Source organism: Paenibacillus sp. FSL R7-0198 (assembly GCF_038000415.1).
Lineage (GTDB): Bacteria > Bacillota > Bacilli > Paenibacillales > Paenibacillaceae > Paenibacillus.
This window is the reverse complement of record NZ_JBBOCB010000001.1, coordinates 2,764,589-2,779,397: the sequence shown is the minus strand read 5'-3', so window position 1 is coordinate 2,779,397 and position 14,809 is coordinate 2,764,589. Positions and strand designations below refer to the sequence as shown.

The 14,809-nt window shown below is 45.6% G+C and carries 15 protein-coding genes, 2 tRNA genes, 2 rRNA genes and 2 pseudogenes; 19 read left to right on the top strand and 2 right to left on the bottom strand.

What is annotated here, in order from left to right; all coding sequences use genetic code 11:
- Positions 1–15 precede the first annotated feature (15 nt).
- The 12 genes and pseudogenes from rpsK (at position 16) to MKY87_RS11955 (ending at position 8,546) form a co-directional block, all read left to right on the top strand.
- Positions 16–411: a 30S ribosomal protein S11 gene (gene rpsK, locus MKY87_RS12000; RefSeq protein WP_017692100.1), complete on the top strand. Its 396-nt coding sequence runs from the start codon at positions 16–18 to the stop codon at positions 409–411.
- 136 nt (positions 412–547) lie between these two features.
- Positions 548–1,492, top strand: coding sequence for a DNA-directed RNA polymerase subunit alpha (locus MKY87_RS11995; protein ID WP_017692101.1), 945 nt, complete (start codon positions 548–550; stop codon positions 1,490–1,492).
- A 34-nt stretch (positions 1,493–1,526) separates the two neighbouring features.
- Positions 1,527–1,892, top strand: coding sequence for a 50S ribosomal protein L17 (gene rplQ / locus MKY87_RS11990; RefSeq protein WP_017692102.1), 366 nt, complete (start codon positions 1,527–1,529; stop codon positions 1,890–1,892).
- A 159-nt stretch (positions 1,893–2,051) separates the two neighbouring features.
- A complete protein-coding gene (gene truA, locus MKY87_RS11985) occupies positions 2,052–2,825 on the top strand; it encodes a tRNA pseudouridine(38-40) synthase TruA (protein WP_076216861.1) in 774 nt (257 codons plus the stop codon).
- A 205-nt stretch (positions 2,826–3,030) separates the two neighbouring features.
- A complete protein-coding gene (gene rplM, locus MKY87_RS11980; RefSeq protein WP_024633564.1) occupies positions 3,031–3,468 on the top strand; it encodes a 50S ribosomal protein L13 in 438 nt (145 codons plus the stop codon).
- A 19-nt stretch (positions 3,469–3,487) separates the two neighbouring features.
- Entirely contained in the window at positions 3,488–3,880 is a 393-nt protein-coding gene (rpsI, locus tag MKY87_RS11975; RefSeq protein WP_017692105.1) for a 30S ribosomal protein S9, read from the top strand.
- Between the two features lie 773 nt (positions 3,881–4,653).
- A complete protein-coding gene (locus MKY87_RS11970; RefSeq protein ID WP_091039173.1) occupies positions 4,654–5,346 on the top strand; it encodes a phosphoadenylyl-sulfate reductase in 693 nt (230 codons plus the stop codon).
- Between the two features lie 23 nt (positions 5,347–5,369).
- Positions 5,370–5,852: pseudogene (locus tag MKY87_RS30740) on the top strand (hypothetical protein).
- On the top strand, positions 5,849–5,986 hold the full coding sequence (locus MKY87_RS30735) for a hypothetical protein (RefSeq protein ID WP_445669417.1): 138 nt from the start codon (positions 5,849–5,851) through the stop codon (positions 5,984–5,986). Before MKY87_RS30740 ends, MKY87_RS30735 begins: the two are co-directional and overlap by 4 nt.
- A 19-nt stretch (positions 5,987–6,005) precedes the next feature.
- Positions 6,006–6,541: pseudogene (locus MKY87_RS30730) on the top strand (hypothetical protein).
- Positions 6,542–6,610: 69 nt separating this feature from the next.
- Positions 6,611–7,366, top strand: coding sequence for an N-acetylmuramoyl-L-alanine amidase CwlD (gene cwlD / locus MKY87_RS11960; protein ID WP_339788669.1), 756 nt, complete (start codon positions 6,611–6,613; stop codon positions 7,364–7,366).
- Between the two features lie 79 nt (positions 7,367–7,445).
- Entirely contained in the window at positions 7,446–8,546 is a 1,101-nt protein-coding gene (locus tag MKY87_RS11955) for an Mrp/NBP35 family ATP-binding protein (protein WP_338588644.1), read from the top strand.
- Positions 8,547–8,634: 88 nt separating this feature from the next.
- Here the strand turns inward: MKY87_RS11955 and gerD are convergent, their stop codons facing one another.
- Entirely contained in the window at positions 8,635–9,384 is a 750-nt protein-coding gene (gerD, locus tag MKY87_RS11950; protein ID WP_338588643.1) for a spore germination lipoprotein GerD, read from the bottom strand.
- A 125-nt stretch (positions 9,385–9,509) separates the two neighbouring features.
- Here gerD and MKY87_RS11945 point away from each other — a divergent pair, with 125 nt between their 5' ends.
- A complete protein-coding gene (locus tag MKY87_RS11945; protein WP_338588642.1) occupies positions 9,510–10,142 on the top strand; it encodes a KinB-signaling pathway activation protein in 633 nt (210 codons plus the stop codon).
- A 100-nt stretch (positions 10,143–10,242) separates the two neighbouring features.
- On the opposite strand, the gene pdaB is transcribed toward MKY87_RS11945, so the two are convergent.
- The gene (pdaB, locus tag MKY87_RS11940) at positions 10,243–11,019 is read right to left on the bottom strand and encodes a polysaccharide deacetylase family sporulation protein PdaB (RefSeq protein ID WP_338588641.1); all 777 of its coding nucleotides are present in this window, start codon (positions 11,017–11,019) and stop codon (positions 10,243–10,245) included.
- 122 nt (positions 11,020–11,141) lie between these two features.
- On the opposite strand from pdaB, the gene MKY87_RS11935 reads away from it, so the two are divergent.
- From MKY87_RS11935 to MKY87_RS11910, 6 genes are all read left to right on the top strand, one after another.
- A complete protein-coding gene (locus MKY87_RS11935) occupies positions 11,142–11,759 on the top strand; it encodes a stage II sporulation protein M (RefSeq protein ID WP_340964581.1) in 618 nt (205 codons plus the stop codon).
- Positions 11,760–11,913: 154 nt separating this feature from the next.
- The gene (locus MKY87_RS11930) at positions 11,914–12,144 is read left to right on the top strand and encodes a hypothetical protein (protein ID WP_017692114.1); all 231 of its coding nucleotides are present in this window, start codon (positions 11,914–11,916) and stop codon (positions 12,142–12,144) included.
- A gap of 479 nt (positions 12,145–12,623) precedes the next feature.
- Positions 12,624–14,176 (top strand): 16S ribosomal RNA (locus MKY87_RS11925).
- 105 nt (positions 14,177–14,281) lie between these two features.
- A 5S ribosomal RNA gene (rrf, locus tag MKY87_RS11920) occupies positions 14,282–14,398 on the top strand.
- Positions 14,399–14,434: 36 nt separating this feature from the next.
- Positions 14,435–14,511 (top strand) — tRNA-Ile (locus MKY87_RS11915).
- A 22-nt stretch (positions 14,512–14,533) separates the two neighbouring features.
- Positions 14,534–14,609: transfer RNA gene (locus MKY87_RS11910), tRNA-Ala, on the top strand.
- The last annotated feature ends 200 nt before the right edge of the window (positions 14,610–14,809 follow it).

Genomic DNA, 14,809 nt, shown 5'->3' with positions numbered 1-14,809 from the left:
GGGGGATAAGAGAAAATGGCTAAACCGAAAAAAGTCGTACGTACTAAACGTCGTGACCGTAAAAATATTGAATCTGGCGTGGCGCATATCCGTTCCACTTTCAATAACACTATCGTTACTATTACGGATCCTCACGGAAATGCAATTTCGTGGGCAAGCTCCGGCGGCCTCGGATTCAGAGGTTCCCGTAAATCGACTCCGTTTGCTGCACAAATGGCTGCTGAGACTGCTGCCAAAGCTGCAATGGAACATGGGATGAAAGCCGTTGAGGTTATGGTTAAAGGACCAGGCGCAGGCCGTGAAGCAGCGATCCGCTCTTTGCAAGCTGCTGGTCTTGAAGTTAACCTGATCAAAGACGTAACTCCAGTCCCGCATAACGGATGCCGTCCTCCAAAACGTCGTCGTGTCTAATGAGATTTGCCCCTGCGTGTGGTATATTTCCGGCACAATCTGCTAATAATGGTTGTTTAGGCATACTACTACATGTTTTCGCAAGAGAAGGTAAATGTTTCATAGAGGACCGACGTTTTGAAGGAGGGGTATTGCAGTGATTGAAATCGAAAAGCCGAAAATTGAGACGGTAGACGTCAACGATGATGGCACCTATGGGAAATTCGTAGTAGAACCGCTTGAGCGCGGATACGGTACGACGCTTGGAAACTCGCTTCGCCGAATCTTGCTCTCGTCACTGCCGGGTGCGGCAGTGTCTTCGGTTCAAATCGATGGCGTTCTGCATGAATTTGCTACAGTTCCTGGCGTAATGGAAGATGTAACGGAGGTTATTCTTAACCTGAAAGCTTTGTCGCTTAAGATTCATTCTGATGAGGAGAAAGTGCTCGAGATTGATGCTGAAGGCGAAGGAGCAATTACGGCTGGAGATATCCGTGCTGACTCCGATGTGGAAATCCTTAATCCGGATTTGCACATTGCTACGCTCGGACCAGGTTCGAGACTTCACATGCGTATTTTTGCCAATCGCGGTCGCGGCTACGTCCAGGCAGATCGGAATAAACGCGATGACCAGCCGATCGGCGTCATCCCAGTCGATTCCATCTTCACCCCGATCAGTCGCGTTAACTACGCTGTGGAAAATACGCGTGTCGGTCAAGTGACCAACTATGACAAGCTCACGTTGGAAGTTTGGACTGATGGAAGTATTCGTCCTGAAGAGGCTGTAAGCCTCGGCGCTAAAATTTTGACTGAGCATCTGATGCTCTTCGTGGGTCTTACAGACGAAGCGAAAGATGCAGAGATCATGGTCGAAAAAGAAGAAGACAAAAAAGAAAAAGTACTCGAAATGACGATCGAAGAGCTGGATCTCTCTGTTCGTTCCTACAACTGCCTCAAACGTGCCGGTATCAATACCGTGCAAGAGCTGACTACGAAAACGGAAGAAGACATGATGAAAGTCCGTAACCTCGGACGCAAGTCTTTGGAAGAAGTTCAAGAGAAGCTTGAGGAACTTGGTTTGGGACTCCGTACAGAAGAATAGACAGCCGAGTGCTTGAAGTGAAGGAGGGAAAACAATGGCATACCAAAAGTTGGGCCGTAATTCCAGCGCACGTAAAGCTTTGTTCCGTGACCTGGTAACCGACCTGTTCTTATACGAACGCATTCAGACAACTGAAGCGAAAGCAAAAGAGGTTCGCTCTATTGCTGAAAAATTGATCACTAAAGCGAAAAAGGGAGATCTTCATGCCCGTCGCCAAGTGGCAGCTTATGTTCGCCGCGAAACTATCGATGGTGAGCAAGATGCAATCCAAAAACTGTTTAGCGAATTGTCCGGTCGTTACGCTGAGCGTCCAGGTGGATACACTCGTATCCTGAAACTGGGACCTCGTCGTGGTGACGCAGCGCCAATGGTTTACTTGGAACTGGTAGACCGCGCGTAAAACAGATGAGATGAGGAAAGGGGACAGAATCAACGATTCTGGATTAACCCTTTTTTTCTCTTCATTTCGGAATTCGTGCTGTAATAGAAGCTCCGTAAGGGGCTTCTTTTGCTGTTCGGGATAGGGATATGTATAGTATGGAACAAAGGTGTGGTAATAATGCGGAACTTATGTATGACGTTAACTTATGATGGCACTGCCTATTACGGCTTCCAAGTACAGCCGGGCGGGAATACCATTCAGGATCATCTTGAAGATGCGATTCGTGCTTTAACCGGTGAGAAGGTTAAAATTACTGGTTCAGGCCGAACAGATGCAGGTGTTCACGCCCGCAGACAAATCTTCAATTTTCCTACGGAGTCCCAGATCCCGATTGAACGTTGGTGTATTGCACTCAACTCCAGATTACCTTCCGATATTGTCGTTATTGATGCGATTGAAGTTTCGGCTGATTTTCATTCTCGCTATGCAGCGAAAAAGAAAACGTATCGTTATACAGTCAATGCGAATCAATTTCCGGATGTATTCAACAGAAGACTGCAATATCATCATCATGCGAAGCTTGATATTATGGCAATGCAGGAGGGCTTACGACATTTCATAGGGACGTATGATTTCACCTCTTTTGCTTCACGCAAGTCTCAGAAAGAGAATCATGTCCGTTCGGTATACGAAGCATGGATGGAAGTGGACCGATCAATGTGCAGAGACCATCCACGCGATCAGGGTGTCATTCACATTTATGTGAGTGGTAACGGCTTTTTGCAGCATATGGTTCGTATTATTGTTGGGACACTGCTGGAGATCGGAGAGGGCAAACGGAAAGCCTCTGATGTACCAAATATGATTGCTGCATGTAATCGATCTGCTGCAGGACCTACTGCAGTTAGCTGCGGTTTAATGCTCTGGGATCTTGAATACAAAAAAGATTAAATTTGGTGAGTGAAAAGCTTAATTAACACTTGCGATTTAATCGCCTATCATGTAATATAAAAGTTGTGTTTTCTTAATGGCTTTCCCACAGCCCCAATTAAGAGGTTCACATCAAATTTACAATCCATCAACACCTAAAGTTATAACTTAACGAACGAAGATAAATGAAAATGATGATTTTGAACATTTTAAGGAGGAACTTTTCATGCGTACTACGTACATGGCGAAGCCTAACGAAGTTGAGCGCCAATGGCACATCATTGATGCTGAAGGCAAAACCCTCGGACGTTTGGCGAGCGAAGCAGCTGCTTTGATTCGCGGCAAACATAAGCCACAATTCACTCCACATGTGGACACTGGCGATTTCGTTGTTATCATCAATGCTGAGAAAATCGTATTGACTGGTAAGAAAATGCAAGGTAAAAAATACTACCGTCACTCTATGCACCCAGGTGGTTTGAAAGTAACTACTGCTGAAGAGATGGTTAAAAACAAACCTGAGCGTATGTTGGAATTGGCTGTTCGCGGTATGCTTCCTAAAACTCGCATGGGCGAGAAAATGAAGTTGAGACTTAAAGCGTACAGAGGCACTGAGCATCCACATGCAGCACAAAAACCAGAAGTTTACGAACTTCGCGGTTAATTAAAAGGAGGACAGTTTCATGGCACAAGTACAATACTATGGGACAGGTCGTCGTAAACATTCGGTAGCACGTGTTCGCCTTGTACCGGGTGAAGGACGCATTGTCATCAATAAACGTGATATTAATGAATACTTCGGTTTGGAAACACTCAAACTGATCGTAAAACAACCACTGAACTTGACAGAAACGCTCAACAACTATGACGTTCTTGTTATTGCTCATGGTGGCGGAATCTCCGGTCAAGCCGGCGCAATCCGTCATGGTATCTCCCGCGCTCTGTTGAAAGCAGATCCGGAATACCGTGCATCCCTGAAAAAAGCAGGATTCCTGACTCGTGACCCACGTATGAAAGAGCGTAAAAAATACGGTCTTAAAGCGGCTCGTCGCGCACCTCAGTTCTCCAAACGTTAATATTAAAAGCCTTTGGCCTCGGTCAAAGGCTTTTTTATATATTCATGACCATTCAACCTTATACTATATATGTTTTGCAATAGCTCTCATAACTCTGATGTCTCTCCACATGCTTGTGCATTTTTCCTTCATTGCCTTTTCAATCCTCAATACAGCCCTATAATATGTACGTTAATACATCTACATCTTACTGAACCTTTCTAATCGTTTTAGATCATTCATTTTGCGCTTACCCATCGGTCACCACGATCAACACCTTCTTATAAAATCATCAATTGGCGCTTACGCTGGATTTCTTAAAGCGTTTGGTTTACTGGTTTTGCACTTAATTCTTTACTGCAAGTCTCATCAGTATTTCTTATGGAAACGATAAAAGTCCCTTACATATCAATTGATATATGTTGTCACTCAGCTCCCTTTGAAACTTTATCTTCTTTTTCTTATTTTCAATCGACCAGTGATTTTTGAATGCTGCTTTTGCCTGCAAGAACTGTCCAAACCTAGTAGCAGCAAAACTTTCCAAGCTGAAGAGATATTTATCATCTGACCAATGACTTGGACCAACATCATTGTTTTTGTCTCATGAACTGAGAAATGGATAAATTGAACCAAAATATTGTGTTAGAGCGACAATCAAAAATGGGCAAAAACTGATTTATTTTACCATATGGCAGGCATTGACATCCGCATTGAAAGATTTATACTAAACATAATTCATATTAGATTAGTCGGCTTTAAGATGTATTGAAATGCAGAATGGGGGAAATTCACAGATGAACTTGTTGGAGAAAGAAGAATTGGCACGGACGAAGGCAGAGGAACTGGAACATGCTAGTCCAGAGGATATTATTCGTTATGCTATTGAAACATTTCCTAATATCACTTTTGCATGTAGCTTTGGTGCGGAAGATGTTGTACTTGTAGATATGTTGCAGAAGATCAGCCCATCCACAGATATTTTTTATCTGGATACTGATTTCCACTTCAAAGAAACATATGAAACACGTGATAAGATGCAAGAGAACTACAACCTTGAATTTGTACGCGTGTCACCTAAGATTACTCCGGAAGAGCAGGCAGCTCAACACGGTGAAGAGTTGTGGAAGTCTGATCCCAATGCGTGCTGTAACATTCGCAAAGTCGAACCGTTAACACGAATTCTTTCTCAGTATGATGCATGGATTACAGGTATTCGCAGAGATCAAGCACCAACTCGTGCAAACTCCAAGAAGGTTGAGTATGATTCAAAATTTGGCCTGATGAAGTTTAATCCGATTGCACATTGGACGACGGAGGATGTATGGCAATATATTCGTGACAATAACGTTGTATATAATCCTCTACATGATCAGAACTACCCGAGTATTGGCTGTGAGCATTGCACACGTCAGGTTATGCCTGGCGAGGACCCTCGTGCTGGACGCTGGTCTGGTAATGATAAAACGGAATGTGGCCTTCATAAATAATAGATACACAAGGAACTGACAAGATGACATCGATTCTGCCACATGGAGGTACGCTGGTTCAGCGTATCGTACAAGGAAAAGAACGGGAGCAATTGTTGCAAGACAGTAAAAACTTATCCTCTTTGCTTATTAATACCTGGACGATATCAGATTTGGATCTGATTGGTGTGGGTGCCTTCTCACCACTTTAAGGTTTCTTGAATGAGGAAGATTACCTTTCGGTGGTGTCTCGCATGCGTCTCGCTGATGGAACGGTCTTGAGTATACCGATTACACTTGCTGTTGACGATAAACAAGCTGCATCCCTCCAGATTGGTGAACTTGTGAAACTTGTTGGTGATCAAGATGGAGTAACTTATGGACTGCTCGAAGTCCAAAGTTTATACCAGGTGGATCAGGGTGACGAAGTCCGGCGTGTACTCAAAACAGATGATCCCGAGCACCCTGGTGTTAAAAAACTGTTGGAGCGCCCTGAAACATACGTAGGAGGTCCAATCAAGTATTGAACCGTCCAAAACCTCCGAAATTTGAAGAGTTCTATTATGATCCTGCAGATACCCGGAAGATTTTTAAGGAGAAGGGTTGGAAGACGGTAGTCGGTTTTCAGACACGTAATCCGGTCCACCAACCAGGCTCATGAGTACATCCAGAAGTGCGCTATGGAGATTGTAGATGCCCCCTTCCTGAATCCGCTTGTGGGAGAGACGAAGTCCGACGATGTTCCCGCAGATGTTCGGATGAAGAGTTATCTGGTATTACTGGAGAACTATTACCCGGCTGATGGTGCGTTTCTTGGTGTGATCCCTGCAGCCATGCGGTATGCCGGTCCACGGGAAGCTATTTCCATGCGATGGTTCACAAAAATTACGGGTGTACCCATTTTATTTTTGGTCGTGACCATGCGGGTGTGGGTGATTATTATGGAACATATGAAGCACAAGAGATATTTACTAACTTTACAGCAGAGGAACTGGGGATCACTCCGTTGTTCTTCGAACATAGTTTCTTCTGTACCAAATGTGAAAACATGGCATCTAGCAAAACTTACCCACATGATAAAGAACACCATATGGCGCTTTCCGGCACCAAAGTACGCGGGTTGCTCCGTGACGGTCAGTGCCCTCCACCTGAATTTACACGTCCTGAGGTAGCTGAGGTGCTGATTGAGGGAATGGCGGAGCAAGTCCGGTCCTAGCGGTATATTTGTCCATCTTGTCCCATATAGATGATTAGAGTCATTTATAGGGACGAGGTGGTTTTTTTTATGCGTAAAAATATGGGGAAACACTTTGTAGTTTGGATTAGGTTAAAAACACTCAAAAGGGTCATGCTGAGCCTCTGTCTGCTGGCCATGTTAGTGGCCGTAATGTCCTATGAGCTGCCTTCCGCCAAGACGTCAGGTTATTGGAGTTTGCCGATGGCGGGTAAAGTCATTGCCATTGATGCAGGACACGGAGGTCCAGATGGGGGAGCTGTGAGTAAACAGGGGGTTATTGAAAAAGATATCAACCTGTCTATCGCCCTGTATGTGAGAGATTATTTGCAACAGGCAGGGGCCTTAGTGATTATGACACGAGAAATAGATACCGATCTGGCGGAAGCGGACACTAAAGGGTACTCCAAACGCAAGACGGAAGATCTGAAACAAAGAGTACGGCGGATAGAGGATAAGCAAGCAGATCTCTTTATTAGCATTCACATGAACAGCGTCCCGTCCAACCGATGGAGTGGAGCGCAGGTTTTCTATACAACTAACCATCCGGATAACGAAGGTTTGGCCAATTTGCTTCAACAAGAGATGGTTCGTAATCTGGAGAATACAGATCGAATCGCCAAAACGGTGAATACGGTTTATCTGTTACAGGCTCTGAAGATCCCTTCAGCGCTGGTAGAAGTGGGTTTCCTTTCTCATCCGGAAGAGGCACGTATGCTTGCCGACGAAGCTTATCAACGCAAGGTAGCTGCTTCGATCTATAATGGGATTCTCAGATATTCCTCAGGAGAACGGCCTAAAAGTTAGTCAGAACAAGAAAGGTAATGATATAATTGGATCAGCATACCTAATTACATGCCAATAGATAAAGCTGAGGTGCTGTCTGATGTTATCAAAAGAACAGATACTTGAACTATTACAGCCATTACAAGAACCGCAATTGGGAGTAAGTCTGACCGAACTGGAATGGGTTCGAGATATTATGGTGAAAGAAAATCATGTGGCTCTGACCATAGTGACACTGGAAAATCGACCTGAGGATACAACAGCCTTAAGTGATGCAGCGCGTAACTTGTTGTCCCAGCACGGACTGAAGGATGTACATATTCGTGTGCGTGCAGCTTCTGAGCATGATCGTGAGAGCCTGAATATGGGACAACCCGATAATGAGCCAGATCGGGACGAAGTGCTCGTAAAAGGTCATGCAGCGGGTCTAGATGGACATGAGTTGTTGAGTCCTGAATCAGGTGTTCGTTTTATTGCCGTGGCCAGTGGTAAAGGTGGCGTTGGTAAATCAACGGTAACCGTTAATCTCGCTGCAGCCTTGGCACGTCAAGGCAAGAAAGTGGGCTTAATTGATGCGGATATCTATGGCTTCAGTGTACCCGACATGATGGGGATTGAAGAATATCCGGTCGTTGAAGATGGCGTTATTCAACCGGTTGAACGTTTTGGCGTCAAAGTCATGTCGATGGGCTTCTTTATTCGGGAGAATAACCCGGTAATCTGGCGTGGACCCATGCTAGGTCGGATGCTGCGTCAATTCTTTACGGATGTCCAGTGGGGCGAATTAGATTATGTATTACTGGATTTGCCACCAGGTACGGGAGATGTTGCTTTGGATGTGCATCAGATGTTGCCACAGAGCAAGGAAATCATCGTTACCACGCCGCATGCAACGGCAGCTTTTGTCGCAGCACGTGCGGGTGCGATGGCCATTCAGACCGATCATGAGTTACTTGGTGTGGTTGAGAATATGGCTTACTATGAGTGTGGCAGTTGCGGAGAGAAGGATTATGTCTTTGGTCGTGGAGGTGGGGGAAGACTTGCGGAAAGTCTGCATACGAGCCTGCTTGCCCAGATTCCATTAGGCACGCCGGATAATCATCCTTCCGAGCCTGATTTCTCACCTTCTGTTTACAAAGCAGATTCCCGTATAGGGGCTATCTACGATGAAGTTGCCCGGTCCATTGAATCCAAATTCTAATGGTATGAGTGTTATAAATACAAATAAAGCCTGCGTCCATTTGGATGCAGGCTTTTCAGTATCTGTGGTGCGTATTAACACCTACTGTTTATGATCCGCCGCCCGAATCTCCACTGCTACCACCATCTCCGCCATCACTACCACCTTGGCCTTGACCGTCTTGCTGTCCGCCTTGCTCTTGCCCTTGTTGTCCGCCACTTTCTACTTTGGGTTGCAATTCCTCCTGCACTACCTTCTTGAGCAAAGTGAGTACTTCCATACGGAACAACGGGTTTTGCATCACTTCCTGCATGACAGTCATCGTCTGTTTACGATAATCTGGAGTCTTCGTCATATCCATGAACATCTTGGATACCTCAGGTGACTTCATGATGTCTTCAACAGACTTTTGATATGTGGGATCTTTAATCAATTGCATATGAAGTTGTTTACTTTGTGCGTTGATCACTTTGGCAAATTCACCCGCAAACTGCGGATCGGTCATGATCTTTTCGAATTCCTTCTTATATTCGGGAGCTGTGATGGTATCTTTTACTGCAATACGTATTTGTTCCGAAGATTGCACAGGCATTAACATCTTCATACCAATGGATCCCGAAGCACCACCCGAACCGCCGCCTTCTTCAGAACCGCTGCTACCGCTGGATGAGCTTTGACCTGTAAGAGCTTCCTCCACCGCTTTCTTGCCTTCATCACTTTTCAAAATATCTACAACCATTGTTTTCATCTCTTTATAACTGCCCTGAGGAGGCGAAGAACTCTGATCTGAACCGCAGCCGGCAAGCATGACGGATAGCCCCAGTACGACACAGCATAGCTGCCACAAAGGCCGTTTCATGTGTACAATCCCTCCTTGATTAGATACTGGATGTAGTATGTGATGGGAAAGGGGGAAATATGTTGAGCAATGATGGTTTTTTGCTGAGAAGATTGGTAAAATAAACACTCGGGGGTGGAAAACATTTGAATTTACGTAAATGGTTTTTCCTGTTTTGGACAGCCTTGCTTATTGGGGCCGCGGGAGCATTGGGCACAGGTTTGATTATGATGCTGGTGAACGGGGAGAAAACAAATGGATTGAATGATTTTCTTCTGTATCTTCTGATTCTGTTTGGATCAGGGGTTATGATCAGCGTGTACTCACAAATGGGTTTCTTTGCATATCTGATATTGAATTATATGGGTAAAGGTGTATTTCCTAAGCGCGGTTGGCAGATCGTGCAAGTAGTATTAACGGTGTTAGCCCTGTTTGACGTGATGTTTTTACGTCTGTTTGTTGGGGGAGACCGGGAGCGCATATCGGATATTGTGTTAGGTCTCATTATTTTGGCAGCTGCAATTGTTACCGCTTACGTTAAAGTAAAGCTCACTCATCTCTCCGCGCTTGTACCTACACTCTTTTTCATGATTGCCGTCACCATAGTGGAGACGATTGGCGTATTACGTATTGATGTGAATGCTGCAACCATATTTATTGTGGTTCCCTTGCTCCTATGTAATGCATACCAAATGCTGATATTGCACAGGCTGGTGGATGTATCTACGAACCGGAGTGTAAGTGGAAAGGCAGAACAGTTGAAAGAAAGCCGAGCATAGAATTCAATTTGCATAAAAAACATACCAAAAAGAGCTAACCTGGTTAGCTCTTTTCAACTTTTACACTCGTATTCGAGCTGTAGCTCTAGCAATCAACCACTTATTGACTACTGGCTTGGTCACGAACTTCTTTGCCCTCGACACTGGAATGGTTCAGTAATTCCGAGACAGTAACGAATTCATAACCCTGATTTTTCAATTTGTCGATAATGACAGGGAGTGCTTCATGCGTTTGTTTGGAGGAATCGCTTGCATGCAGTAACACGATGTCACCCGGATGTGCTTTACTAACCACGCGATCAACAATGGTCTGTACACCAGGGTTTTTCCAATCCAAGGAGTCGGTATCCCACTGCACAACCTGATAATTCAGACTATTGGCTACCTGAAGCACTCGCTTGTCAAAGTCCCCGTTGGGCAGACGTAGTAATTTCGGTTCTTTTCCCGTTAAATCGGTTAAAATGCTATGAGCTGTCGAAATTTCTTTGCGAATTTCTTCTTCAGTCAGGCTGCTGTAGTTCTCATGTCTGTGACCATGGCTGCCAATTTCATATCCTGCCTCTTTGATGGCAGTAACAATTTCGGGGTGTGTCTTGCTCCAGGGGGAGGAAAGGAAAAAGGTTGCCTTTTGCACTTTATTCTCCTGAAGAACTTTCAAAATCGGCTCTGTCCGTTTATCCCCCCAGCTAATGTCAAAGGTAAGTGCGATTACCTTCTTCTCGGTTGGAACGCTGTAAACGGCTGATGGTGCTTCCTCCGAGAATACGGAGACATTGCCTCTCTCCAGATAGATAATACCGATCGCAAAGATGGCAGCAACGAGGACAATCAGGTACCGTTTAATCTTTTTGCCGCTAAATACATAGAACGAGTTCATTTCAATAAGCGCCCCTCTCCCATAAGAAATGCTTGTTTACTCTCCAATGTATGCTCGTACTGCCCAGTTATTCGTCACTGATCCTTGTTTGTCCATCATTTTAGATTCTACAGGAGGTTATTATGTTAAAATTCAGTACATTTCTTAAAGATCTTGGTTCCATCCGCAGTGCATTAATCTGGTCCGTAGTTTTGTTTGCTGTTGGTATAGGGGCAGGATGGGTGAGTACAGGGCCACTGGAAGAACTGTTATTGAACCAAATCGGAGGATTACGTGAAGTCAGTGAACGGCTGGAGCAGGGGGGAAATGTGCAATGGAACTTCTTTCTGTTTATCTTTTTCAATAATGCCATCAAAAGTGTACTTGTCATCTATGCCGGTATATTCTTCGGAATTCTTCCTGTCATCTTCCTGCTGATCAATGGGATGGTCCTTGGATTTGTGGTGCACACCACGATGAATTATGGAGCAAGCTTCTATGATATTGTGGTTAAAGGATTACTTCCGCATGGCATTATTGAGATTCCGGTCATTATTATTGCTTGCGCCTTCGGACTGAAGTTTGGTGGTCTGGTTATTAAAAGTCTTGTACAACTTGGAAGTGACAAGCGAAATACGATGGGTACCCGGTGGAGAACATTCATGAATAGGACGTTAACGGCATCCTTCTGGGTTGTCATCTTGCTTCTTGTTGCAGCAATCATCGAAAGCACACTTACGTATACTCTGGTGAGAGGATAAAATTTTGTGATGGTTGGCATTCATAAATTTTCAGAAAGTTGACCATAACAATAAAACGGGTTCCAGCAGCACCCATAAAAAGCGATTGCACGGGGGGCTGCATGAAACTTGTGTAAGTGTGATAAAGAGGCTATGCACAAAAAGGAGAACTCTAATGCTGGGTATGTTGTTTAACGAGAAGGAATGCAAGGAACTAGACTATGTGCTGCGTAAAGAATTAGATGAGATGCTTTTCGATCTGAGTGATAATCGTCTTGACCAAGAGATCAAATATGCTATCGCGAGCCGATATAAGACTGTGTTCCGTATGTATGCACGTTTTGCCCCGCCAAAAGAGTTGTCCAAGTATGCAAGAGGTGGGAAGCTGAAAAAGTCGAAGCCGTAATGCTGAAGCTGGTCATATATTCGATTTACAGTAGTGGAAGTGAGGTACGGCTCTTAATACCGGATGCTGTACCTCTGAACCATAAAAATGTGAGTTTGTTGAGGGGGTTCATACTTTTTGTCGAAAAAGGGTTGACCTTTCTAATTTCATATGGTAAATTAATTTTCGTTCCTTTTTTAGGAGCAGTTCACTAAAACAAGCATGAAAATAAAGCGATTGAAAATAATCGAAAAAATAATGCTTGCAAAGAGAACTTCAACATGATATATTATAAAAGTCGCCGCTGAAACGACGACGACATGAAAAACCGCACTGAATTGAATGTTTGATCTTTGAAAACTGAACAACGAGTGAGTAAACATTCTGCTTGCAGAATGAACGCGAAAGTTGAGACGAGCCTTGGCTTGAATCGACTGGAGCACAAATGAGATTTTTAATCTCGTCAGATTCAAAATGAGCTTATCGCTCTTTTCAATACTTTATTGGAGAGTTTGATCCTGGCTCAGGACGAACGCTGGCGGCATGCCTAATACATGCAAGTCGAGCGGACTTGATGAGAAGCTTGCTTCTCTGATGGTTAGCGGCGGACGGGTGAGTAACACGTAGGCAACCTGCCCTCAAGTTTGGGACAACTACCGGAAACGGTAGCTAATACCGAATAATTGTTTTCTTCGCCTGAAGGAAACTGGAAAGACGGAGTAATCTGTCACTTGGGGATGGGCCTGCGGCGCATTAGCTAGTTGGTGGGGTAACGGCTCACCAAGGCGACGATGCGTAGCCGACCTGAGAGGGTGATCGGCCACACTGGGACTGAGACACGGCCCAGACTCCTACGGGAGGCAGCAGTAGGGAATCTTCCGCAATGGGCGAAAGCCTGACGGAGCAATGCCGCGTGAGTGATGAAGGTTTTCGGATCGTAAAGCTCTGTTGCCAGGGAAGAACGCTTGGGAGAGTAACTGCTCTCAAGGTGACGGTACCTGAGAAGAAAGCCCCGGCTAACTACGTGCCAGCAGCCGCGGTAATACGTAGGGGGCAAGCGTTGTCCGGAATTATTGGGCGTAAAGCGCGCGCAGGCGGTCATTTAAGTCTGGTGTTTAATCCCGGGGCTCAACCCCGGATCGCACTGGAAACTGGGTGACTTGAGTGCAGAAGAGGAGAGTGGAATTCCACGTGTAGCGGTGAAATGCGTAGATATGTGGAGGAACACCAGTGGCGAAGGCGACTCTCTGGGCTGTAACTGACGCTGAGGCGCGAAAGCGTGGGGAGCAAACAGGATTAGATACCCTGGTAGTCCACGCCGTAAACGATGAGTGCTAGGTGTTAGGGGTTTCGATACCCTTGGTGCCGAAGTTAACACATTAAGCACTCCGCCTGGGGAGTACGGTCGCAAGACTGAAACTCAAAGGAATTGACGGGGACCCGCACAAGCAGTGGAGTATGTGGTTTAATTCGAAGCAACGCGAAGAACCTTACCAGGTCTTGACATCTGAATGACCGGTGCAGAGATGTACCTTTTCTTCGGAACATTCAAGACAGGTGGTGCATGGTTGTCGTCAGCTCGTGTCGTGAGATGTTGGGTTAAGTCCCGCAACGAGCGCAACCCTTATATTTAGTTGCCAGCATTTCGGATGGGCACTCTAGATAGACTGCCGGTGACAAACCGGAGGAAGGTGGGGATGACGTCAAATCATCATGCCCCTTATGACCTGGGCTACACACGTACTACAATGGCCGGTACAACGGGCTGCGAAATCGCGAGATGGAGCCAATCCCAACAAAGCCGGTCTCAGTTCGGATTGCAGGCTGCAACTCGCCTGCATGAAGTCGGAATTGCTAGTAATCGCGGATCAGCATGCCGCGGTGAATACGTTCCCGGGTCTTGTACACACCGCCCGTCACACCACGAGAGTTTATAACACCCGAAGTCGGTGGGGTAACCGCAAGGAGCCAGCCGCCGAAGGTGGGATAGATGATTGGGGTGAAGTCGTAACAAGGTAGCCGTATCGGAAGGTGCGGCTGGATCACCTCCTTTCTATGGAGAATCGTTTCCCGAGTGGAAACATTCAAATATAAAATCTAGCCAGGTCGGCTAGTTACTCACTCGTTGCTCAGTTTTGAGAGCTCAAACTCTCAAACGTTTGGTGGCGATAGCGAAGGGGTTCCACACGTTCCCATCCCGAACACGACCGTTAAGCCCTTCAGCGTCAATGGTACTTGGACCGCAGGGTCCTGGGAGAGTAGAACGCCGCCAAGCGTAACCCATTTTGGGTTCAAATAGTATATATATTGTGGGCCCTTAGCTCAGTTGGTTAGAGCGCACCTCTGATAAGGGTGAGGCCGGTGGTTCGAGTCCACCAGGGCCCACCATCTATACCTTTAAACTTTATATGGGGCCATAGCTCAGCTGGGAGAGCGCCTGCCTTGCAAGCAGGAGGTCAGCGGTTCGATCCCGCTTGGCTCCACCAAAAATGATTTACAAGTTTGTTCTTTGAAAACTAGATATCGAAACGAAACAAACGCGAATTAGAACATTCCTTTTTAGCTGAACTTGTGTTAAACAAGTTTCAATAAAAACGGTAGATTGCACGTACGATGGTATCGAATGGGAGCGACTTTTGGCTTTGCGTAAGCAAAACAAGGGAAGCGAGCAGTCGAAACCGGAGCA

Bases quoted from the DNA above. Each gene is read 5' to 3' on its own strand.
- rpsK (WP_017692100.1), top strand. From the start codon at position 16: ATGGCTAAACCGAAAAAAGTCGTACGTACTAAACGTCGTGACCGTAAA.
- rplQ (WP_017692102.1), top strand. From the start codon at position 1,527: ATGGCATACCAAAAGTTGGGCCGTAATTCCAGCGCACGTAAAGCTTTG.
- truA (WP_076216861.1), top strand. From the start codon at position 2,052: ATGCGGAACTTATGTATGACGTTAACTTATGATGGCACTGCCTATTAC.
- rplM (WP_024633564.1), top strand. From the start codon at position 3,031: ATGCGTACTACGTACATGGCGAAGCCTAACGAAGTTGAGCGCCAATGG.
- rpsI (WP_017692105.1), top strand. From the start codon at position 3,488: ATGGCACAAGTACAATACTATGGGACAGGTCGTCGTAAACATTCGGTA.
- MKY87_RS11970 (WP_091039173.1), top strand. From the start codon at position 4,654: ATGAACTTGTTGGAGAAAGAAGAATTGGCACGGACGAAGGCAGAGGAA.
- cwlD (WP_339788669.1), top strand. From the start codon at position 6,611: ATGCGTAAAAATATGGGGAAACACTTTGTAGTTTGGATTAGGTTAAAA.
- MKY87_RS11955 (WP_338588644.1), top strand. From the start codon at position 7,446: ATGTTATCAAAAGAACAGATACTTGAACTATTACAGCCATTACAAGAA.
- gerD (WP_338588643.1), bottom strand. From the start codon at position 9,384: ATGAAACGGCCTTTGTGGCAGCTATGCTGTGTCGTACTGGGGCTATCC.
- pdaB (WP_338588641.1), bottom strand. From the start codon at position 11,019: ATGAACTCGTTCTATGTATTTAGCGGCAAAAAGATTAAACGGTACCTG.
- MKY87_RS11935 (WP_340964581.1), top strand. From the start codon at position 11,142: ATGTTAAAATTCAGTACATTTCTTAAAGATCTTGGTTCCATCCGCAGT.
- MKY87_RS11930 (WP_017692114.1), top strand. From the start codon at position 11,914: ATGCTGGGTATGTTGTTTAACGAGAAGGAATGCAAGGAACTAGACTAT.